Source organism: Pseudomonas sp. G166 (assembly GCF_037027455.2).
Lineage (GTDB): Bacteria > Pseudomonadota > Gammaproteobacteria > Pseudomonadales > Pseudomonadaceae > Aquipseudomonas.
In genome coordinates this window covers 3,131,251-3,150,437 of sequence record NZ_CP146985.1, presented here as the reverse complement: position 1 = coordinate 3,150,437, position 19,187 = coordinate 3,131,251, and the positions used below count along the sequence as shown (strand labels likewise).

The 19,187-nt window shown below is 57.8% G+C and carries 22 protein-coding genes, 2 tRNA genes and 2 pseudogenes; 15 read left to right on the top strand and 11 right to left on the bottom strand.

The window, feature by feature from the left end:
• Positions 1–61: 61 nt before the first annotated feature.
• Positions 62–292 carry a hypothetical protein gene (locus SGN16_RS13720; protein WP_135845641.1) on the top strand — a complete coding sequence of 77 codons (231 nt, stop codon included), beginning with the start codon at positions 62–64 and terminating at the stop codon, positions 290–292.
• Between the two features lie 124 nt (positions 293–416).
• A complete protein-coding gene (locus SGN16_RS13715; protein WP_335944706.1) occupies positions 417–839 on the top strand; it encodes a hypothetical protein in 423 nt (140 codons plus the stop codon).
• A 22-nt stretch (positions 840–861) separates the two neighbouring features.
• On the opposite strand, the gene SGN16_RS13710 is transcribed toward SGN16_RS13715, so the two are convergent.
• Both SGN16_RS13710 and SGN16_RS13705 read right to left on the bottom strand, forming a co-directional pair.
• Positions 862–1,089: a PLD nuclease N-terminal domain-containing protein gene (locus SGN16_RS13710; RefSeq protein WP_335944705.1), complete on the bottom strand. Its 228-nt coding sequence runs from the start codon at positions 1,087–1,089 to the stop codon at positions 862–864.
• A gap of 86 nt (positions 1,090–1,175) precedes the next feature.
• The gene (locus SGN16_RS13705; protein ID WP_210644839.1) at positions 1,176–1,361 is read right to left on the bottom strand and encodes a hypothetical protein; all 186 of its coding nucleotides are present in this window, start codon (positions 1,359–1,361) and stop codon (positions 1,176–1,178) included.
• Between the two features lie 281 nt (positions 1,362–1,642).
• Here SGN16_RS13705 and SGN16_RS13700 point away from each other — a divergent pair, with 281 nt between their 5' ends.
• Positions 1,643–2,005, top strand: coding sequence for an NUDIX domain-containing protein (locus SGN16_RS13700; protein ID WP_210644836.1), 363 nt, complete (start codon positions 1,643–1,645; stop codon positions 2,003–2,005).
• Between the two features lie 181 nt (positions 2,006–2,186).
• Here SGN16_RS13700 and SGN16_RS13695 read toward each other — a convergent pair whose 3' ends face one another.
• The 3 genes from SGN16_RS13695 to SGN16_RS13685 all read right to left on the bottom strand — a co-directional run bounded on the left by SGN16_RS13695 (position 2,187) and on the right by SGN16_RS13685 (position 3,762).
• A complete protein-coding gene (locus SGN16_RS13695; protein WP_202879096.1) occupies positions 2,187–2,636 on the bottom strand; it encodes a hypothetical protein in 450 nt (149 codons plus the stop codon).
• Between the two features lie 290 nt (positions 2,637–2,926).
• Positions 2,927–3,013 (bottom strand) — tRNA-Leu (locus tag SGN16_RS13690).
• A 311-nt stretch (positions 3,014–3,324) separates the two neighbouring features.
• Positions 3,325–3,762 carry a cell wall hydrolase gene (locus tag SGN16_RS13685; protein ID WP_335944703.1) on the bottom strand — a complete coding sequence of 146 codons (438 nt, stop codon included), beginning with the start codon at positions 3,760–3,762 and terminating at the stop codon, positions 3,325–3,327.
• 216 nt (positions 3,763–3,978) lie between these two features.
• Between SGN16_RS13685 and SGN16_RS13680 the strand changes: the two genes are divergently transcribed.
• The gene (locus tag SGN16_RS13680) at positions 3,979–4,596 is read left to right on the top strand and encodes a pseudaminic acid biosynthesis-associated methylase (protein ID WP_335944702.1); all 618 of its coding nucleotides are present in this window, start codon (positions 3,979–3,981) and stop codon (positions 4,594–4,596) included.
• Between the two features lie 164 nt (positions 4,597–4,760).
• On the opposite strand, the gene SGN16_RS13675 is transcribed toward SGN16_RS13680, so the two are convergent.
• Together SGN16_RS13675 and SGN16_RS13670 are read right to left on the bottom strand one after the other, a co-directional pair.
• Positions 4,761–4,973 (bottom strand): hypothetical protein, encoded by a 213-nt coding sequence (locus tag SGN16_RS13675; RefSeq protein ID WP_335944701.1) that lies wholly within the window; start codon positions 4,971–4,973, stop codon positions 4,761–4,763.
• A 106-nt stretch (positions 4,974–5,079) separates the two neighbouring features.
• Positions 5,080–5,502: pseudogene (locus tag SGN16_RS13670) on the bottom strand (glycoside hydrolase family 19 protein).
• 190 nt (positions 5,503–5,692) lie between these two features.
• On the opposite strand from SGN16_RS13670, the pseudogene SGN16_RS13665 reads away from it, so the two are divergent.
• The 3 genes and pseudogenes from SGN16_RS13665 to SGN16_RS13655 form a co-directional block, all read left to right on the top strand.
• A pseudogene (locus SGN16_RS13665) lies at positions 5,693–6,292 on the top strand (DNA cytosine methyltransferase); the annotation flags it as partial.
• 44 nt (positions 6,293–6,336) lie between these two features.
• Positions 6,337–6,573, top strand: a complete 237-nt coding sequence (locus SGN16_RS13660; RefSeq protein WP_335944700.1) for a DUF4224 domain-containing protein — start codon at positions 6,337–6,339, stop codon at positions 6,571–6,573.
• A 2-nt stretch (positions 6,574–6,575) separates the two neighbouring features.
• Positions 6,576–7,643 (top strand): tyrosine-type recombinase/integrase, encoded by a 1,068-nt coding sequence (locus SGN16_RS13655; protein WP_335944699.1) that lies wholly within the window; start codon positions 6,576–6,578, stop codon positions 7,641–7,643.
• Positions 7,644–7,686: 43 nt separating this feature from the next.
• On the opposite strand, the gene SGN16_RS13650 is transcribed toward SGN16_RS13655, so the two are convergent.
• The 3 genes from SGN16_RS13650 to SGN16_RS13640 all read right to left on the bottom strand — a co-directional run bounded on the left by SGN16_RS13650 (position 7,687) and on the right by SGN16_RS13640 (position 8,749).
• Positions 7,687–8,088 (bottom strand): hypothetical protein, encoded by a 402-nt coding sequence (locus tag SGN16_RS13650; protein WP_335944698.1) that lies wholly within the window; start codon positions 8,086–8,088, stop codon positions 7,687–7,689.
• Positions 8,085–8,480 (bottom strand): hypothetical protein, encoded by a 396-nt coding sequence (locus tag SGN16_RS13645; protein ID WP_335944697.1) that lies wholly within the window; start codon positions 8,478–8,480, stop codon positions 8,085–8,087. The genes SGN16_RS13650 and SGN16_RS13645 overlap by 4 nt, the downstream gene beginning before the upstream one ends.
• A gap of 195 nt (positions 8,481–8,675) precedes the next feature.
• A tRNA-Cys gene (locus SGN16_RS13640) sits at positions 8,676–8,749 on the bottom strand.
• A gap of 282 nt (positions 8,750–9,031) precedes the next feature.
• Here SGN16_RS13640 and SGN16_RS13635 point away from each other — a divergent pair.
• The 8 genes from SGN16_RS13635 to SGN16_RS13600 all read left to right on the top strand — a co-directional run bounded on the left by SGN16_RS13635 (position 9,032) and on the right by SGN16_RS13600 (position 18,386).
• Positions 9,032–10,261: an MFS transporter gene (locus SGN16_RS13635; protein WP_210644835.1), complete on the top strand. Its 1,230-nt coding sequence runs from the start codon at positions 9,032–9,034 to the stop codon at positions 10,259–10,261.
• Positions 10,262–10,379: 118 nt separating this feature from the next.
• Entirely contained in the window at positions 10,380–10,895 is a 516-nt protein-coding gene (locus SGN16_RS13630) for a sigma-70 family RNA polymerase sigma factor (protein WP_210644833.1), read from the top strand.
• Positions 10,896–11,861 carry a FecR family protein gene (locus tag SGN16_RS13625; protein WP_335944696.1) on the top strand — a complete coding sequence of 322 codons (966 nt, stop codon included), beginning with the start codon at positions 10,896–10,898 and terminating at the stop codon, positions 11,859–11,861.
• A gap of 87 nt (positions 11,862–11,948) precedes the next feature.
• Positions 11,949–14,372, top strand: coding sequence for a TonB-dependent receptor (locus SGN16_RS13620; protein WP_335944695.1), 2,424 nt, complete (start codon positions 11,949–11,951; stop codon positions 14,370–14,372).
• Between the two features lie 63 nt (positions 14,373–14,435).
• Positions 14,436–15,614, top strand: a complete 1,179-nt coding sequence (locus SGN16_RS13615) for an ABC transporter substrate-binding protein (RefSeq protein WP_335944694.1) — start codon at positions 14,436–14,438, stop codon at positions 15,612–15,614.
• Complete coding sequence (locus SGN16_RS13610) at positions 15,611–16,669, top strand: iron ABC transporter permease (RefSeq protein WP_335944693.1); 1,059 nt, start codon at positions 15,611–15,613, stop codon at positions 16,667–16,669. The genes SGN16_RS13615 and SGN16_RS13610 overlap by 4 nt, the downstream gene beginning before the upstream one ends.
• The gene (locus tag SGN16_RS13605; RefSeq protein ID WP_210644824.1) at positions 16,663–17,418 is read left to right on the top strand and encodes an ABC transporter ATP-binding protein; all 756 of its coding nucleotides are present in this window, start codon (positions 16,663–16,665) and stop codon (positions 17,416–17,418) included. Before SGN16_RS13610 ends, SGN16_RS13605 begins: the two co-directional genes overlap by 7 nt.
• A gap of 188 nt (positions 17,419–17,606) precedes the next feature.
• On the top strand, positions 17,607–18,386 hold the full coding sequence (locus tag SGN16_RS13600) for a TSUP family transporter (RefSeq protein WP_210644822.1): 780 nt from the start codon (positions 17,607–17,609) through the stop codon (positions 18,384–18,386).
• Here SGN16_RS13600 and nudC read toward each other — a convergent pair.
• Positions 18,354–19,184 (bottom strand): NAD(+) diphosphatase, encoded by an 831-nt coding sequence (nudC, locus tag SGN16_RS13595; RefSeq protein ID WP_210644820.1) that lies wholly within the window; start codon positions 19,182–19,184, stop codon positions 18,354–18,356. The genes SGN16_RS13600 and nudC overlap by 33 nt on opposite strands.
• Positions 19,185–19,187 lie beyond the last annotated feature (3 nt).

Sequence of the window (19,187 nt, the reverse complement as noted above, 5' to 3'; positions counted from 1 at the left end):
CCCGCCTATGGCGGGCCTTGTGCTGCCTTATCAACTTTGAATGTCTGAATGGAGGTGTGACATGTCCGAAAAAGAGTCCATCACCACCCTGCTTACCTTACTGGAGTCGCGCCAAGCCAGACTCGCTGCAGCCTGCAAGGAAATCGCCGACTGGGTCGACCACCAGGGCGGGCACCCCACCGCAGTGCGCATCCGGGACCGACTTAACGACATCGACAAAGATGCCCCGTCGATCCAGAGCGCACTGACTTCGCTCAAGCCCATTGAACGGCCACTACCCAAGTTTCGCTAACGTTTAGTCTGAGACACGGCTCCCCCTGGGCTCTACCGGTTGGAAAACCGATGGAACAAGGGCGTTCTTTGCGCCTCGATGTTGATAGATACCGATGCAAAGAATCGCGAAAGGGAGAATCCCCATGAATGCCAGAATCCTGTTATTGACCGCCTGCGCCTGCGCCAGCCCCGCAGCCGTCATGGCGCAAGGTTGTGATGTCATCACGCGCCCCCAGAGTCAGTCGGTACCGGCGATTGAAACCCACAGTTGCTACGAATACCACGGCATTCCCGCCGAAACTTTGGACTGGTCTTGCAGCAACGAGAGCAAGGGCATGCTGAGCACTCAAAAGAGTAAGGTGGAACGCTGCGACGATGGGTATGTGGCAACATGCCAAGCCCGTTTGACGCAAGAAGCCCTGGCCAATCCTCGCTCAACCGGCCAGGGGGACTCGGTCAACATCCCCGACAATGCGCAAGTCACTTGGTACTACTACGGCGCCGAAGATCTGGACCAGGCACAAACGGACTGCGAAACCACTGGCGGGCGCTGGAAGAACCAGTGACCTGGTGGCCCGCATCCTTGTGCTAACCCTTACTATGTTCCGGCGATGACGGGCCTTCCTTGATTCCCCGAGGTCCCGCCACGCCCCAGATGATCAAGCCCAGTACCGGTAGAATAATCAGTAATAGCGCCCAACCGGCCTTGGTCCCCACCGGCTTGTCGCTGCGAAAGACACTGATGATCGCCCACAAATCTACTAGTAGTAAAAGCACCGCAACGGCGATCCAGAAATAACTGGCTAATTCAGACATGGCCTTATCCTCTTATCCGTCTATGGATTAGGCACAACAGCTCAAGTACCGTTCAAAGAATTTTCGCCCTGGCGGGCAAGCCCCACCTAAGACCGCTCATTGAGGTGAGCAACCCACCGCTCATAGGCTTCATGTTGACGTTGAACCGCTTCTTCCCAGGCTGTTCCGGTCATCTGATGAACACATATGAGCTTCATCATTTCTGATGTCGCCGCATCGAGTTCCACAAGGAGCTCATGGGATTTGATTTTGAAGTCTTCAACGGTGGTCATCTTCTCTCTCCCCACTGCCAGGGGCTGGCCATCCACCCAATGAGCAATGGATTCATTTTTTTGAAGCTGATTCATTCCAGGCGATGACCGGTAGTCCGCGCAAAGCGGTTGCCTGACTTTATAGAACGCGCCTCAAACCAAAAATGAATTCAGTCTTTCTCCGCTCGTGACGGTCGTACTGATATGACCTCGGAAAATCGCTTTGTGAACAAGCCGATGATGCCCGGCGCAAATATTGCAGTTATATTTCAATTTAATGACAGTCACTGTTTGAGCAACCTATGAAAATTCGAGCGACCGTCATTTGCGAAGAGGATCGCCACATCCTACTGGTTCGCAAAGCCAACAGCCGTTGGACACTGCCGGGTGGCACCGTCGAGCGCGGCGAAACCCATGCAGGGGCTGCACTCAGAGAGCTGGCGGAAGAAACCGGACTGGACGCCGAAAACCTGCTGTACCTGATGCGGATCAGTGACGGTGAAACCGAACACCACGTGTTCGAAGCCTCGGTCAGCGATTCAAGGGCAGCCAGGCCACAAAATGAGATCAGCGATTGCCTTTGGCATCCACTGGATGCCATTGCCCAATTGCAGATGAAAAAAGGTACGCGGGAGATTCTCGAGGCATTTCGGCGGCGGTTGTGAGCCGTAACGCGCCGCACGGGCATGAACAATGGAGACAAAAAAGGTTGCATGAGAAATCTCATGCAACCTTTTGTTTTTTAACCCGATCGGGTGTCGACACTCTTCCCGCCACCCAATAATGCGCACCCAACTCGATCCAGCCTCCATAACGTGCCGGCCAAGCCTTTCTAGAGCGGTGGACTCACTTTTTCTTCCAGTCGGTGCTGATCGGATTGATGACCGTATTTTTTTCCTGCGTATAGGTTCCGTTCTGCTGGGCAATTGCCTCGCCGGTATCAACAATGGCGTTTTGGATGAACACGTTTTCTGTATCACCCCGGATAAAGGTCAACTGGTGATACGCCGTTTTGTTCCCCCAGTCGGCGGAAGGCAGGGAGATAAATTTCACGGTGTACGTCTCATCACTGTGTTGTCCCTGCAAGACATAGACGCCGTAATGATTTTCTCCCTGGGAAATGATCTTATACAGCCCGTTGCTGTAGTAATAAATTTCCGCATCGGGAAAAGGTTTCTTGTCGTACATTTTTCGATAGTGCAGCACCTGCTTAACCGTCGGCTCGCCGAAGTTCACGGCCAACGTTTTCCCATCAGGGGATGTCGTTTCCCCTGCACATACGGCACTGCTACTCATCAAGCCCAATAGGCTCATCGTTGCGACTGTCTTCACTGGATACCTCTTCCTTGGGGTTAAAGCCAACTCACCTTGCTGATCTCAACGCCTATTGTAGAGACTCATGCTGAAAACACCCGCCTGGCCTGGATACTGGTTGCCTGCTTGCCGTGGGCGCCCTCTTATCCCCACCAACGCGAGAAGTTTTTCCGACTTTTGCAGGGTTTCAGCTTATGGAGCGGAGTTTTTTTGCGGGGCGGAAACGAACAAGGGTTTGCATCAGCTTTCGCTCGCAAACCCTTGATATTAGATGGTGCCCGAAGCCGGAATCGAACCGGCACGCCCTTACGAGCGGGGGATTTTAAGTCCCATGCGTCTACCAGTTTCGCCATTCGGGCGGTAGCGCGGTCAAACTCAGTGGAAACTGACACGTATCGAATGGCCAGTTTCGAGCCTGTTACAGCAGAGGGTGGAATATATACATCCCACCCCGTCGAAGCAAGGAGGGTTAAGCCCTTTTCAAGGCAAATTCTTTCATTGCTTCGCAAATAAAAAAGCTCCGTAAATCATAGATCTACGGAGCTGTTTTAAAGTGGAGGCCGAAGTCGGAATCGAACCGGCGTAGGTGGATTTGCAATCCATCCACTTTGCTCAGCGTTTCAATAGCTTACCATCGTAAGCGTTCCGCAAGCTACTGATTTTTAATGGGCTACAGGCCGCGTACCTTGAAGAAGACGTGGTTGCCCAAGCGCAAGGTCTGAGTTGCGCTATTGGCCCAGGCCGGCGGCTTCGGCATGGTGCTGGCATAGTAGTGGGTTGCGCCCTTGGTGATATCGGGTTCGACGCCAGAGATCACCAGATCAGCCGCTCGCTGGGCCTGGGCGAACTGCTTCGGCGGGATCGGCTTGGCGCCGCTCAGGTAGGGGTAGTTCGGATCGTTTTTGTTCCAGCAACTGAACTGGTACGGCTTCAGGCAAACGCCGGCATGGCCCTCGCCCCACCACGAACGGTCCTTTCCATCGAACACACAATTGCGGATGGCCCAGGCCACGGCGATCTGGCCGGCTAGACCCTCACCACGGGCCTCTCCGTACAACGTGCGCGCGAGGATGTCGCGGTCCTTCTCGGCTGCCTTTTCTCCAGACAAAAAAATCCCGCTCGATGGCGAATTAGAGGCGTGCAGAACTCAAATCTAGGGGGAGCAGCGGATGACCGGCACCCGGTAGAGATCTCCTTATCGGGCTCTCAGGGTCAATTTGTGGTGGCGGGTAACCCTCTTGGCGGAATAGCTCCCCACCTGTCCAAAATTTGCTAGGATTACCCGTCATCCAGGCAAACAAAACCGATATCAAGGAAACGATACATGGGCGTGCGAACTGAGCAAGAGCTTTTCTGGGAAGGTGACTTCGGAAACTTATATACCGAGAGAAACCAAGGATTGGACTGGATTGCTAGCAACACTAGTTTCTTTTCAAAAGTTCTTCATAGACTATCAAAAGTAGAATCTTTATTAGAATTCGGAGCTAATAGAGGGCTGAACATTTCCGCACTACAGACGCTGCTCCCTAGCGCTCACTTATCCGCAGTTGAGATTAACTCTAGCGCCGCAAAAGAGCTGAAAAAAAACCATCCATCAGCAGAAGTATTCAATACGTCAATCTTCGAATTTGAAGCCTCAAGACAATGGGACCTTACATTCACCAAGGGTGTTCTGATACATATCAACCCTGATAAGCTTCCTGAGGCATACGCGGCCCTTTACAACAACTCATCTAGATACATTCTCATCGCCGAATATTATAACCCTTCGCCGGTAGAACTTTCATATCGCGGACATTCATCAAAATTATTCAAACGCGATTTTGCGGGGGAATTCATGGATATCTACAAGGACGTTAGATTGGTAGACTACGGCTTTATATACCACAGAGACACAAATTTTCCTCAGGATGACATCAGCTGGTTCGTGATGGAAAAATAGTTACCAGAAAAGGTCGTCGTGAGCAGTCCTTGAATCGAAAAAACTATGAATAATTTGGATCACAAATACAAGCCTGCAGCCAAATCGTTCACTCATGAAAACCAAGCCCAATGACAGTTAGCGAACAGGGCCCGATCACTGATCGGGCCTTATTTATCTTCGTTTCAAAACTGCTGAACGACCCCGCCACCTTCTCGTAAGATCGAATCAGCCATGGCTGGGTTTCTCACCTGGAAGGTGCCGCCCGAAGCGATCCGGATGTCGTAAGTGCCGCCCTTCAGCAGAACATCCACCAAGGTCATGCCGCCATCGGAGTAAGCCGAGGTGTTCTGTGTGGTGGTCGCCAGCGACTTGTCGAAAAAGCTGCCGATGTTCATGGATGAAGACGCGCCGGTATCGGCGATAACCGGGCCGTATGACTCGGTGTAGCTGCCACCAATGCCAGGGCGGCCATATAAGGAAGTAACCTGAGCAGGATTGCGTTCATGCCAGCACCTTCAGCGCCGCTTCGTAGAATGAGGCGCGCTCATCCTGACCATTGAGTCTGCCGTTGATGCGCCGGGTGATCGCCTCAAACGATCCGGAATCTGGCAACTCGTTCAACTCCCGCGAATTCCAGAACCACGCCGCAGACTTCACTGCCCACTCGACCTGTTCGAGCAGCTCAGGCATGCGCAGCAGTCGATCATCACCGAACAGCGCCTTGCTGCAGGCCAGATAGTTGTCGTACCCGGTGATCTAGATCAGGCCACGCCCGCGGTACTTCTGGCCGTCGCCGTCAGCCTCAGGCGTGTTGCCCGGGCGTTTGGCCAACGCGCCTGTGTCGTACTTGCTCAGGTACTGGTCGCCACCCAACTCTCTGACGTAGCGGAATGGGCCTGACTCATACGTCAACCACTCCGGCAGCGACGATTCACGGTATCACTCTGTTTACCATCCAACGAAAACTACAACGGGCTCACACGGCTTTGCGCTGGTGACGCCGCAGTTGGCGCCGTTCATCACAGAGCATGCAAACAGTAGCGTACAGCGCAACATGGCAGGAGACTCCCCCCTCTCGACCATCTGCGCGAGCGTCAAGGGTGGGCACTTTGCATTGACCGTCGCCTACCTGGCCCAACACAACGGTGGCTTCAACGTCACGCCGGGGCACCACCCGACCGAGCCCATGACCGCGATCACCACAACTGGCAGCCAACAGAATGTCGTGACAGCTCACCTCTGCACGCTCCGCAAAAACTGCGTAGGACAACCAATGGATGGCCTGGTACCGACCATCACGGCCGGCGCCGAGCACCACGCGCTCGTCGAATACACCCTTTCGCCTGAGTATCAAGCGGGCGCCTTGCGTGTCGCGGCATTCCTCATGGGGTACTACGGCACCGACAATATCTATGACCTCCGCGATCCAGCAGCAACCATCACGACCCGGGACCGCCTGGCGTTGGTGACCGTCACCGTCCAAGGCACCCCATACGTAATCGTTGACATCGGAATGCGCATGCTCACCCCGCGCGAGCTGTACCGCGCCCAAGGGTTTCCCGACAACTACGTCATCGATACGGGCCACGACGGGCGCAAGTTCAGTAAGCGCGCCCAGGTGCGAATGGTCGGCAACTCGGTTTCCCCGCAGCCGATGGCCGCTCTGATACGGGCCAACATGGACGAAACCCGCGCTGAACGGAGGGCAGCATGACGAGATCAAGCGCAGCGGCAATAACCCCACTCGGAGCCCATACCATGGAATTCCTCAGCGAAACCCTGACTGATGACGAGCTGGCGGCCATCACCGGCTACAAGACACCCTCCTGTCAACGGCAGTGGCTCACACGTAACGCTTGGCAATTCTTCCTGACGGGCGCCCAGCGCCCCGTCGTCGGGCGCGTGTACGCCCGCCTCAAGCTGGCCGGAGTCAAACCTACAGCTACCAACGCTGTGGCCGAGACGTGGACCCTTGATCTATCGCGTGTGGGATAACAATGCGCCCGAGAAAAACTGCAAACCGGGACTTGCCGCCCCGGATGATCCGCCGAGAGCGTAAACGAAAAAGCGGCTCCGTTTGGGTGAGCTATTACTACGACGGCAGGACTGCCGATGGGAAGCGGAAAGAGATCCCGCTGGGCAACGACCTGGACGATGCCAAAGCCGAATGGGCCCGCCTTGATCGCAAGGCGGTGCCGAAGCCATCGCACCTGATGGGCAGCCTATTCGATAGATATGAATTTCAAGTCATGCCAGGGCTGACAAAAGGCACCCAGGATGACTATCAGAAGGGACTGAAGCAGCTTCGCAAGTCGTTCGAGCTGGCCCCAGTGGATGCGATGACGCCACAGGTGATCGCGCAATACCGTGATACTAGGTCGGCCAAGGTCAGAGCGAACCGCGAAATTGCCCTGCTGTCGACGATCTTCACCCACGCCAGAGAATGGGGCCTGACTGACAAGGCAAACCCCTGTTCGCGGTTGCGGCGGAACAAGGAGACACCGCGTGACTTCTACGCCGGCAACACTGTGTGGGATGCCGTGTACGCCCAAGCGCCGACGGAGTTGAAAGATGCTATGGATCTTGCCTACCTCACAGGCCAGCGCCCGGCTGACGTACTGAAAGCTTCCGCTGCCGACATCAACAACGGGTTCTTGTTGGTCGGCCAAGGCAAGACCCAGAAGCGTTTGCGCATCCGGCTTCACAACGGCACCGCCGCTTCCAGCCTCAGCACCTTCCTCGACGGGCTACTCGACCGCAAAACAATGGCAGGAATTCGGACGTCCAGCCTCATAACCAACAAAGATGGGTTGCGTATGAGCTATGCCATGTTGCGTAACCGGTGGGATGAAGCCAGGGAAAAAGCAGCGATCAAGGCGGCCACCGATGGCGATACCACACTCGCCGCAACTATTCGTCAGTTCCAATTCAGGGACATTCGCCCGAAAGCGGCAAGTGAAATCGAAGACCTCACCGACGCCAGTCGGCTGCTCGGGCACTCAAAAGAGGAAACAACAAAGAGAATCTACCGCCGCGTTGGGGAAATTGTGAAACCAACTAAGTAGCATATGACAGGGGCTCACGCCCCCGCACACGCCAAACTTACTATCATTTGTTCTTAATTATCTCGATAAGCTCTTCGATGGACATAGACTTCCGAGACTGAAGGATAGCTTTTAAAAGCCAAATCAAACAACCCACTGCAAATATAAAAAAACCCACTTGAAGCTGATCAGCCTTAACCCCAAGAAAATCTTTAAAGGACGACGTGAAAAACACAACAACAGCACTAGCAAACAGGCTAAGCGGAACATGCCAGGCATTCTTCTTAGCCAAGCAATCTAGGTGCCCCATCAGCGCGAGTTTCAGCTTATCTGAGGTAATATGAATAACCTCCTGTGACGTGTTGTTATGTATCTGATCAACATTAACAACTGTCGGATAGGCATTTCGTCGTGCACCGCGAGGCGGCACTCCATTTCTTAAAACTTCTTCTGGTGGCATAGTCATACTATATCCTCCAGCGTGACTTGAAAGTCAATCCTGGTAACAACACCTAGTTTTTGAAGAGCAGCAAAGAGATAGATTATTTCTCTTTTATTGGAGTCTGCTACACCGACAGGTTCTTTGAAGGATTGCCCAAATGGCTTATTAAAGTTATAGAAAATTACAACTAATTGATCTATTTTTTTCTCACCTTCTGCCGTTACATACTCAACAGCGTAGCGAGGATCGGGACTCTTAGAGACGCCATCTACTTCAACGTCCGGCTCGTGAACAAATTGAAATTTGAATGTCAGATTATCCCCTTCTCCGACAGCGCAATCTACTATTGCCTCCTCCCCATCAGGAACGAATAAGGTGTCATTCATTAATACCTTACGACCGCCAACCCTAATCATAAAACCTCCATGGACATAGAGTCATGTTGCCATCACGCGCGACCAGAGGGAAGCTCGACTAAGCGAGATTTTTTTGCATCCGTCAGGCGAAGACGGTCCAAGTTGCGGAACACGTCGTAATTGTTGCGGAACACTTCACTCAGATTAAAGCACAAAAAAGCCCCGTAACTCATTGAGCTACGGGGCTTTTAATAGTGGAGGCCGAAGTCGGAATCGAACCGGCGTAGGTGGATTTGCAATCCACTGCATAACCATTTTGCTATTCGGCCTCAAGACGTTTGATGCAAAGCAGCCACATCAACCGCGTACAAACCTGATCAGGAAACAGGACACTAAGTAAGCGCTATCCCCTTGAAAACATTGAGATTTTTTACGTACCAGTGCGTTCGATGGGCGCAATTATGTACTCATTTGCCTAGGCTGACAACCCCTTGATTTCAAAAAAAAATAGTCGATTGTTCGGCTTCCGGAGGAACCTGCTGCATTTTTTGCTTGCTCAGATCCACGCACTGTCGGATAAGACACAGCCTTCCGCCTCTACGAGTCTGTCCATGCCCCGTGCCGGTATCCCCCAGGGTTCGAGCGTTCGCTTGCTGATCTATCTGTTGTTTGCGATCCAGCTGGTTTCCATGGGTGCAATGGAGATGAGCGGGCCGTTCTGGCCCGTTCACTTGCGACAACTGACCGGCAACGACGCGCTGTTCAGCTTCGCCAGCACGGCGGTGTATGTCGGTCCGATGCTGGGCATCATCCTGACCAGTGCTTTCTGGGGCCGTATCGGTGATCGCTATGGCCATAAACTGATGATGATCCGGGCACTGGCCGGGTTATCCCTGACCCAGCTGGGCCTGGCGTTATGCAGTGATATCTGGGTGATCCTGGTCCTGCGCTTGCTACAAGGTGCGTTCGCCGGTTATATCGCCCCCGCCCAGGCCTACGGCGTAAGCATCGAGGCGCCATCGCGGCGGGCCAGGCTGTTTGCCATCCTACAGATCTCCACCAATGTCGGTTCACTGCTGGGTGCGGTGGCGGGAGGACTGATCCTGGACCATGCAACGTTTTTCTGGATCAACATCGTGGCCTCAGGCTTGTGCGCGTTGTGCACCGTGATCGCGGCGTTGACGCTGCCTGACGTAGCGCCCGCCAGGAAGACAACCACCAGCGACGCTCCCTCAGCCCCTTCGCGCCCCGGGCTGTATAACCCGCTGACTTTATCGCTGCTGGGTATCATGGGTCTTCTGCTGCTGGCGCGAATGCTTCCGCAGACTTCGTTTTCGCTGTATGTGAGTTCGACCTTCGAGGTCAGCAATGCCCTGGTCGGGCTCTGCTATGGCCTGCTGGCCCTGGGTTTTATCCTGTGCGCAACGTCCTGGTCGCGCTACTTCGAGCAGCGTAACCCGACACAGACGCTACAGACCATCACCGCCATCGTGATCGCGTGCATAACCCTGACCGCCATGGCCGGCCTGACACGTCAGCCGTTGGTCTTCGCCATTGTCTACTTCGCCTGGGGCGTACTCTTGGGCGCAACCACCCCGGTGCTGACCGCGCTCATCTCCAAAAGCACCGACAACAGCCGCCAGGGTCAGGTGCTGGGACTCGCCCAGGGGGTTTCGCAAACGGCGTCCATCATCGGCATTTCCCTGGGCGCCTTGCTCAGCCAGGTCTATGGCCTTCAATACACCTACCTCTACGTCAGCATTGCCTACGGCGTGGTGCTGTTGCCCTTGGTGCTGCTGCGCTACGGGCCGATCGGGGTACTGGACCAGGCACGCGAATAGCGGTTCGCACAACCCTTGCCCGAGCACAATTGCTCATTGCCGCACGATGATCTTGCGTGCCGCCGAGCACCTCCACTACTATTGGGAATAATTCTCACTATCAAAAATATAAACAGCCATGAGCGATCCCGGTTCAGCGACCAACGATTGTCATCTGCGCACCGTCGCAGACCTCTACAGCGGACACCATGGTTGGTTGTACGCCCGACTCTATCGCAAACTGGGCAATGCGCTGGATGCCGCAGACCTGGCGCATGACACCTTCATCCGTATCCTCGCCTCGAAGGTCGCGGTCATCGAAGAGCCACGTGCATACCTCAGCTGCGTGGCCGGTGGCATTCTGGTCAATTGGTTCCAGCGCAAGGCCTTGGAGCGCGCCTATCTGCAGGCGCTGGCGTTGCTGCCCGAACCTGAAGCGCCCTCGCCAGAGCGCCGCCTGCTGGTGCTGGAAACCCTGCATGAAATCGACGCCATGCTCGATACCCTCCCCCGGCCGGTCAAACGGGCGTTTCTGTTATCGCAAATCAGCGGCTTGAAATACAACGAGATCGCTCATCAGTTGGGAGTCTCGCTGATTACGGTCAAGCGCTACATGAAGCAGGCCTTCCTGCACTGCCTGATGTGGGTGGACTGAATGCCTGCTCGCGATAGTCACGCCGTCGATCCCGCCATCCTCAATGAAGCAGCCGACTGGCTGATGCGTCTGAGCGAAGGCAGTGTCAACGACACCGAGCGCCTGGAATGGGAACGCTGGCGCAACAGCAGCCCGGCGCACCGCCAGGCGTGGGCGCGGGCCGAATTGTTGCTGAGCAAACTGCAGGGCTTGCCACCTGCCTTGGCCATGCCGGCGCTGGACCGTCCCAGCAACCCCGAGCGCCGCGCCGCCATGGGTAAACTGGTGACCTTGCTCGCGCTGGCGCCACTGGCCTGGGGCGGTTGGAAGCTCAATGACTGGCAGCAATGGACCGCCGACTACCGCGCCCCTGTGGGCAAGCGTCGCGACCTGACACTGACTGACGGTACTCGCTTGACGTTGAACACCGACACCGCCATTGATGTGTATTTCGATCAGTACCAGCGCCTGTTGCTGTTGCGCCGCGGCGAAATACTGGTGCAGACCGCACCGGATCCCTCGCCTGTCGCCCGGCCGTTCAGGGTCGAAACCCGCGAGGGCCGGATGCAGGCGCTCGGCACGCGTTTCAGTGTTCGCGAAGAGCGCGGGCACACCCGCCTCGCGGTGCTCGAGGGGGCAGTCAGTATCCAGCTCAAAGGCATTGCTGAAAAAGTCGTCGAGGCCGGTCAGAGCAGTGGTTTTACAGCGTTCGCCATTGACGGGTTGGAACCTGTCGATAAATCGGTGCTGGCCTGGACCCAAGGCATGCTGATGGCCGACAACATGCGCCTGGCCGATTTCATCGGTGAACTGACTCGCTATCGCAACGGCGTCCTGCGTTTCGACCCGGCCATCGCCGACCTGAAGATTTCCGGCGCCTTCCCCATCAGCGACACTCAACGAACCCTGAACATGCTCGCCCGGACCTACCCAATCCGCGTCACTTCGCGCCTGGGTGACTACTGGGTCATGTTGGCACCGGCGTGAGCCAAAAAAAATAATCGTGCGAGGGTGATACTTTTTTCGATCCTGGCTGGCTAGAGAACAAACCCCTCTGAACAGGACCATCAAGCCATGCCCGTTGCCCGCCCCCTGCGCTCGGATCGCACGCTGAATCTGGCGATTCGCAGTGCAATGCTCGGCCTTGCACTTTCGACCTTAAGCCCAGGCAGTTGGGCCGCACCGGGCGCGCCGCTGGACAGCATCGCCAGCCAGTCCTACAGCATTCAACCCGGCCCCCTGGGGCCGACCCTCTCGACGTTCGCCGTGCAGGCCGGCATCGCCTTGTCGTTCGAACCGTCCCTGACCCAGGGCCTGGACAGCCCAGGCCTGTCCGGCCAGTTCACGGCACGCGAAGCGTTCGCCCGACTGCTGGCCGGCAGCGGTCTGGACCTGGTGGCTCGCGACGATGGCAGCTACACCTTGCAAAAACGCAGCATCGACGGCGGACTGACCCTGGCGCCAACCACCGTCAGCGCCACCGAAGCTCGCCCGGGTGATTTGCCGGCCGCCTATAGTGGCGGTCAGGTCGCTCGTGGTGGTCGTGTAGGCCTGTTGGGCAACAAGGACCTGATGGATACACCGTTCAGTGTGAGCAACTACACCTCGGCGCTGATGAAGGACCAACAAGCCGTGACCGCCGCCGACGTGCTGGAGCGTGACTCCTCGGTGCGCTCCACCGGCCAGACCGGCGGCATCGTTGACTCGTTCTTCATTCGCGGCTTTCCCGTGGGCGAAGGCAACCTGGGGGAGCTGGCGTTCGACGGCGTGTACGGTGTGGCCCCCAACTATCGGGTGTTCACCGAGTACGCCGAACGTATTGAGGTGATCAAGGGCCCGGCCGCCCTGCTCTACGGTATGTCGCCCAACAGCGGTGTCGGCGGTGTCATCAACATCGTACCCAAGCGCTCGCTGGACGAAGACTTGACCCGTGTGACCGCCAGTTACGCCATGGACTCGCAAGCGGGTGGGCACGTCGATATCAGCCGCCGCTTCGGCGAGGAACGACGCTTTGGCGTGCGGGTCAATGGCAGTCTCCAGGGCGGCGACACCGCAATCGACAAGCAGTCGCGGGATGTAGGTATCGGCTCGATCTCCCTGGATTACCAGGGCGACCGATTCAGAACCAGCCTGGACCTGATCAGCCAGGAAGAACAGTGGGACGCGCCGTCCCGACCGTTTCAGATCGCGAGCGGTGTCGAGATACCGTCGGCCGCCAACGGACGCAGCAACGTGACCCAGGAATGGGGCTGGTCGAAGACCCGTGATAAATCGGCGTTGCTCAGTGGTGAATATGACCTTAACGACAGCCTGACCGTGTTTGCCCACGCCGGCGGCGGCAAGTCCGATGTAGCACGGCTGTCGGACCAGACGCCGACCATCCTGAACAGCGCCGGGGATACTACCTCGACGCCTGGATACTATAAGTTCGAAGTGGAGCGCTACACCGTGGACGCGGGTGCCCGGGGCCGCTTCGAAACCGGTCCGGTCAGCCACAGCACTACGCTGCAGGTCAGTCGCTACCGCGATGAACTGCGCAGGGGCATCAATTCCGGAACCCCTATATTGTCGAACATCTACCACCCGGTGGAGCGCGACAAACCCTCCATTGCCTCCCCCGACGTGCTGAAGATTTCCGACACCGAACTGTCTGGTGTCGCTCTGGCCGACACCCTGTCGATCCTCGACGAACGTGTCCAGGTGACCTTGGGCCTGCGCAAGCAAAACATCGAATCGAACAACTACAACGCCGCTGGCGCGGTTACCACTGCATATGACGAAAGCGAAACCACACCGTTGTTCGGTGCGGTGATCAAGCCTTGGGAACATGTGTCGTTCTATTACAACTACATCGAAGGCCTGAGCAAGGGTGATACGGCCCCCGCGACCGCCAGCAACTCCGGAGAAATATTCAAGCCTTACATCTCCCGCCAGCAGGAGGTGGGAGTCAAGGTCGACTACGGCACCTTCACCTCGACCCTGGCACTGTTCCAGGTCAAGAAGCCCAGCGGCGAGTTGGCCAACGGCGTGTATTCGGTCCAAGGCGAACAACGCAACCGTGGCATCGAACTGAACATGTTCGGTGAACTGCGCGAAGGCACTCGCCTGTTGGGCGGCGTCACTTTGCTGGACGGCGAACTGACCAAAAGCGGCACCGCCGCCAATCGCGGCAATAAGCCGGTCGGCGTGCCCGAAGTGCAGGCCAACCTATGGGCCGAATGGGATACGCCATGGGTCCAGGGCGTGACCCTCACCAGCGGCGCGATCTACACCGGCAGCCAATACGTCGACCAGGCCAACACCCGCGAACTCGATCCTTGGACGCGCTTCGACGCGGGCGCTCGCTACAGCACCGTGCTCGATGGTCGGCCGACTACGTTCCGCGCCACGGTGCAGAACGTCTTCGACCGCGAGTACTGGTCCGGCGTGGCCTCCTACGGTGCGTTCTCCCAAGGGGCACCGCGCACCCTGCTGCTCTCGGCCACGGTCGACTTCTGAGTTTTCCCTGGCCCGGCAGCGCGTGCATCGCTGCCGGCCGGGGCCATCATCAAGGTTTAAACGATGTTATCCAGACCTCGAAAGCTTGCGTCGTTCATCGCTGTGCTGCTGGGCTCCATGACCCTGTTGCTGAGCGGTTTCGCGTGTTCCGACACCGCACCAGACAGCACGCCAAGAACCGCTGTCACCGATCTGCTGGGCCGCCAGGTCCAAGTGCGCATTCCCGTACGCCGGGTGATCCTGGGTGAAGGTCGTCAGCTGTATCTGGTGGCGGCCCTCGACACCGCCAACCCGATCCGGCGCATCGTTGGCTGGCGCAAGGACATGATCCAGTCCGACCCGGACACCTACAGCGCCTACCTGCAGCGTTATCCGGACATTGCCAAAGTCCCGACGTTCGGAGGTTTCGAAGACGGCACCTTCGACATCGAGCAAGCGATCAGCCAACAGCCGGACGTCATTATCCTCAACATCGAAGCCCAGCATGCCACCGAGGACGCCCGTTATATCGAAAAGCTCGACGCCCTTGGTATCCCGGTGGTGTATGTGGATTTTCGCAACAACCCGATGCAGAACACCGAGCCGACCATGCGCCTGTTTGGCCAGTTGTTCGGCGAAGAAGCCCGCGCCGAGGCGTTCATTGCCTTCAGCAAGCAACAGATCCGGCGGGTCACCGATGTGATCGAAGCCCGCCAACCGCCCAGGCCCAAGGTCTTCATCGAACGCATCGGCGGCTACACCGATGACTGCTGCTTGAGTTTCGGCAATGAAAACTTCGGCCGTTTCGTCGAACTGGCCGGCGGTCACAACATCGCCGGCACCATCATCCCCAACACCTTTGGCCAGTTGAACCCCGAACAGGTGATTGTCGCCGACCCGGATCAGGTGGTGGTCACCAGCGCAAACTGGCAAGCCTTCGCCCCCGGAGGGCACTGGATTGGCGTCGGGCCCGGTGCCGATCTGGTCGAGGCACGGCGCAAACTGCAATGGTTCACCCAGCGCCCCGCCTACGCCGGAATCAAGGCCCAGCAAACCCAGGGGTTTCACGCCATCTGGCATCAGTTCTATAACAGTCCTTACCAGTTCATCGCCATCCAGCAACTGGCCAAGTGGTTCCACCCGGATCTGTTCGCCGACCTGGACCCCGACGCCACGTTTCGTGAGTTCCACGAACGATTTCTGCCGGTGCCCTACAAACCGGGCTATTTCGTCAGCCTCGCGCCCGCGCAGGCCCGGCCATGAACGGCCGTATCGATCCCCTCGCCCTCGGCACGATCTATCGCACGCAGGTCTGGCGTAAACGACTGACTCTGGTCGGACTGGGGATATTGCTGCTGTTCAGCGTGCTGCTGGACCTGGCCCTCGGCCCGGCCAGTTATGGCTTGGATGAAGTGCTGGGGGCGCTGCTCGCACCCGAGTCCGCCGCGCCCCAGGTACGGGTGGTGATGTGGGACATCCGCCTGCCGGTGGCGCTGATGGCGGTGGCAGTGGGCGCCGCGCTGTCCTTGGCCGGCGCACAGATGCAGACCATCCTCAACAATCCATTGGCCAGCCCGTTCACCCTGGGCATCTCGGCAGCGGCCAGTTTTGGCGCGGCCCTGGGGCTGGCGTTCGGTGTGGCGCTGGTGCCGGTGATCGCTCAATACATGGTGCCGCTCAACGCCTTTGTCATGGCGATGCTCTCGGCGTTGCTGATTCATGTGTTGAGCCTGCGCCGCGGCATGACCAGCGAAACCATCGTGCTGCTGGGCATCGCCCTGGTGTTCACCTTCAATGCCCTACTGGCGCTGGTGCAGTTCTTCGCCACTGAGCAAGCTGTCGCTGCGGTGGTGTTCTGGACCATGGGCAGCCTGACCAAGGCCACCTGGCCGAAACTGGGAGTGATCTGTCTGGTGATCCTCGTCACCGTGCCGATTTTTGCCCGTCGTGCCTGGGCCATGACCGCCCTGCGCCTGGGGGATGAGAAAGCCGCGAGCTTCGGCATCAATGTACGCAAGTTGCGTTTGCAGACCCTGGTCATGGTCAGTCTGCTGGCCTCACTTCCCGTGGCGTTTGTCGGCACCATCGGCTTCATCGGTCTGGTCGGGCCACACATCGCGCGGATGCTGATCGGTGAAGACCAGCGCTTTTTCCTGCCCGCCTCGCTGCTGACCGGTGCCTTGATCCTGTCGGCCAGTTCGGTGGTGAGTAAAACCTTGATACCGGGCGCGATCTTTCCTATCGGGGTGGTCACGTCATTGATCGGCGTACCGTTTTTCATCTCTCTCATTCTTGGCGGGAAGAAGCAGTCATGGTGACGATTGAACTGGCAGGCCTCGGCGCCCGTTATGGTGGTCGCTCGATCCTCGAGGCCATCAATACCCCGGTTTTCTGCGGTGGTGAAGTGGTGGCGGTGGTTGGCCCCAACGCGGCCGGAAAATCGACGCTGTTCAAACGCATCGCTGGCCTGATCGAGGGCCCCGGCCAGGTAAGGTTGGAAGGTTCGCGCAAAGGCCCGACGGGCATCTGCTACATGCCGCAGAACCTCAACGCCAGTGCCCGGCTGACGGTCTATGAATCGGTGCTGCTGGCGCGCAAACAACAGGCTCCGGGATGGGCCGTACAAGCAGATGAGCTGGCGGTGGTGGACCGTATCCTTGAATCCCTCGGCATCAGCGAGCTGTCGTTTCGCAACCTCGGTGAATTGAGCGGCGGACAGCAGCAACTGGTGTCCATCGCCCAGACGCTGGTGCGCGAACCCGAGGTATTGCTGATGGATGAACCCACCAGTGCCCTGGACATGCACCGTCAGGTCCAGGTCCTGACCTTCATGCGCGCCCTCGCCCGCCAACATTCAATCATCGTATTCATCGCCATCCACGACCTGAACCAGGCATTGCGCTTTGCTGATCAGGTGCTGGTCATCGCCCAAGGCACCCTGCAAGGCAGCGGTCCGAGTGAGGAGGTCATCACCGAGCAGATGCTGCGCACGGTGTACCGGGTCCAGGCGCGGATCGAGCGCTGCTCGCGGGGTGAGCGGCATATCATTGTCGATGATGTGGTTTGAAGTCAGTAGCCGCGTCGAGAACTAAAGCCGACCACCATCTCTGTGGCGAGGGGATTTATCAGCTCGCCACAGGTTTTGCATGGCCTACAAGCGCCGGGCATGATCGGGCAGTCGCAGCCCTGCACCATTATGGGTAACATACCGGCCTTCCCCGCAGCCCTTCTGCGACCTGCCGAATAAGCCATTCCATGCCTTTCGAACTCAGCGTTGACCTTATTACCCTCGTTGTCCTTATTATTGTCGCGTTCATTGCCGGTTTCATCGATGCCATCGCCGGTGGCGGTGGCCTGTTGACCACGCCAGCGTTATTGACCGCCGGCCTGCCGCCACATCTGGTGCTGGGCACCAACAAGCTCAGCTCGACCTTCGGTTCGGCCACGGCCAGTTTCACCTTCTATAAGCGCAAGCTGTTCCATCCCCGGCAATGGACCCACGCACTCGTTGGCACGCTGGTGGGTGCCTTGACCGGTGCCATCGTCGCCCATTACCTACCTGCCGAATGGCTGAACAAGATGTTGCCGGTGATCGTCTTCGCCTGCGGCCTGTACCTGTTGTTTGGCGGCACGCCCAAGGCGCCGCTGGACAGCAACGCGCCGATCAAGAAAACGTGGCAATCGCCCCAGGGCTTCAGCCTGGGTTTCTATGACGGCGTGGCCGGTCCGGGCACGGGTGCGTTCTGGACCGTCAGCAGCCTGCTGCTCTACCCCATCGATTTGGTCAAGGCCAGCGGCGTAGCCCGCAGCATGAACTTCGTCAGCAACATCGCGGCGCTGTCGGTGTTCATCTTCTCGGGACAGGTGGATTGGATCATCGGCCTGAGCATGGGCCTGTCGGTGATGGTCGGTGCGTTCTTCGGGGCTCGCACCGCCATCAGCGGCGGCGCGAAGTTCATCCGACCGGTGTTCATCACCGTAGTACTGGCCTTGACCGTGCGCCTAGCCTGGCAACACTGGTTCAGCATGGCCTAGACGCTGCGCCACGTAGCAGTCGATCAGGTAGCGAGCGATGGAACGCGAGGCCGGCAATGGTGGCAGGTCGTGGACGTTGAACCACTGGGCGTCCTCGATTTCATCCTCCTGGGGCACGATGTCGCCACTGGCGTATTCGGCGTGGAAGCCCAGCATCATCGAATGAGGGAACGGCCAGCACTGGCTGCCCATGTACTGGATGTTCTTCACCTCGATGCTGACCTCCTCGCGCACCTCGCGAATCAGGCAATCCTCGGCCGACTCGCCCGGTTCGGCAAACCCGGCCAGGGTGCTGTAGACGCCTGGGACGAAACGCGGCGAACGGGCCAGCAGGACTTCATCGCCGCGGGTAATCAACACGATCATGCTCGGTGAGATCCGTGGGTAATGCCGCAGATCACACACATCGCAATACATCGCCCGTTCCAGCGGAATCTGCCCCATACGCTTGCCGCAACTGCCACAGAAACGGTGTTCCCGGGCCCAGGTGCCGATCTGCGCCGCGTAGCCCAGCACTTTGTACAGCGTGTGGTCATCCTCGAGCATGAAGGCCCGCAGGCCTTTCCAGTTGCAGCCGGGGATGTCCAGCGGGCTGTGCAATTCCAGCAGGTAGACCGGCTCGCCATCCAAATGGCCGATGCCGTGTTCGGCAAGGATCGACAGGTCCTGGCGCTTGAGCCAGTCGCGGGGGAACAGCGCGCCGTTGTCATCGAACAGAAAACCTTCCGGGCTACGGGCCACGGCCCAGCCGCCGGGAAGGTCGGTATCGAGTACTGCGGTGGTCCAGCGTGAAATCATGAT

Excerpts from the sequence above, each read along its gene's own strand:
- SGN16_RS13645 (WP_335944697.1), bottom strand. The coding sequence starts at position 8,480 with ATGATTAGGGTTGGCGGTCGTAAGGTATTAATGAATGACACCTTATTC.
- SGN16_RS13660 (WP_335944700.1), top strand. The coding sequence starts at position 6,337 with ATGGAATTCCTCAGCGAAACCCTGACTGATGACGAGCTGGCGGCCATC.
- SGN16_RS13605 (WP_210644824.1), top strand. The coding sequence starts at position 16,663 with ATGGTGACGATTGAACTGGCAGGCCTCGGCGCCCGTTATGGTGGTCGC.
- SGN16_RS13620 (WP_335944695.1), top strand. The coding sequence starts at position 11,949 with ATGCCCGTTGCCCGCCCCCTGCGCTCGGATCGCACGCTGAATCTGGCG.
- SGN16_RS13720 (WP_135845641.1), top strand. The coding sequence starts at position 62 with ATGTCCGAAAAAGAGTCCATCACCACCCTGCTTACCTTACTGGAGTCG.
- SGN16_RS13710 (WP_335944705.1), bottom strand. The coding sequence starts at position 1,089 with ATGTCTGAATTAGCCAGTTATTTCTGGATCGCCGTTGCGGTGCTTTTA.
- SGN16_RS13675 (WP_335944701.1), bottom strand. The coding sequence starts at position 4,973 with ATGAACATCGGCAGCTTTTTCGACAAGTCGCTGGCGACCACCACACAG.
- SGN16_RS13615 (WP_335944694.1), top strand. The coding sequence starts at position 14,436 with ATGTTATCCAGACCTCGAAAGCTTGCGTCGTTCATCGCTGTGCTGCTG.
- SGN16_RS13630 (WP_210644833.1), top strand. The coding sequence starts at position 10,380 with ATGAGCGATCCCGGTTCAGCGACCAACGATTGTCATCTGCGCACCGTC.
- SGN16_RS13715 (WP_335944706.1), top strand. The coding sequence starts at position 417 with ATGAATGCCAGAATCCTGTTATTGACCGCCTGCGCCTGCGCCAGCCCC.
- SGN16_RS13610 (WP_335944693.1), top strand. The coding sequence starts at position 15,611 with ATGAACGGCCGTATCGATCCCCTCGCCCTCGGCACGATCTATCGCACG.
- SGN16_RS13695 (WP_202879096.1), bottom strand. The coding sequence starts at position 2,636 with ATGAGTAGCAGTGCCGTATGTGCAGGGGAAACGACATCCCCTGATGGG.
- SGN16_RS13700 (WP_210644836.1), top strand. The coding sequence starts at position 1,643 with ATGAAAATTCGAGCGACCGTCATTTGCGAAGAGGATCGCCACATCCTA.
- SGN16_RS13650 (WP_335944698.1), bottom strand. The coding sequence starts at position 8,088 with ATGACTATGCCACCAGAAGAAGTTTTAAGAAATGGAGTGCCGCCTCGC.
- SGN16_RS13705 (WP_210644839.1), bottom strand. The coding sequence starts at position 1,361 with ATGACCACCGTTGAAGACTTCAAAATCAAATCCCATGAGCTCCTTGTG.
- SGN16_RS13635 (WP_210644835.1), top strand. The coding sequence starts at position 9,032 with ATGCCCCGTGCCGGTATCCCCCAGGGTTCGAGCGTTCGCTTGCTGATC.
- SGN16_RS13680 (WP_335944702.1), top strand. The coding sequence starts at position 3,979 with ATGGGCGTGCGAACTGAGCAAGAGCTTTTCTGGGAAGGTGACTTCGGA.
- nudC (WP_210644820.1), bottom strand. The coding sequence starts at position 19,184 with ATGATTTCACGCTGGACCACCGCAGTACTCGATACCGACCTTCCCGGC.
- SGN16_RS13655 (WP_335944699.1), top strand. The coding sequence starts at position 6,576 with ATGCGCCCGAGAAAAACTGCAAACCGGGACTTGCCGCCCCGGATGATC.
- SGN16_RS13625 (WP_335944696.1), top strand. The coding sequence starts at position 10,896 with ATGCCTGCTCGCGATAGTCACGCCGTCGATCCCGCCATCCTCAATGAA.
- SGN16_RS13600 (WP_210644822.1), top strand. The coding sequence starts at position 17,607 with ATGCCTTTCGAACTCAGCGTTGACCTTATTACCCTCGTTGTCCTTATT.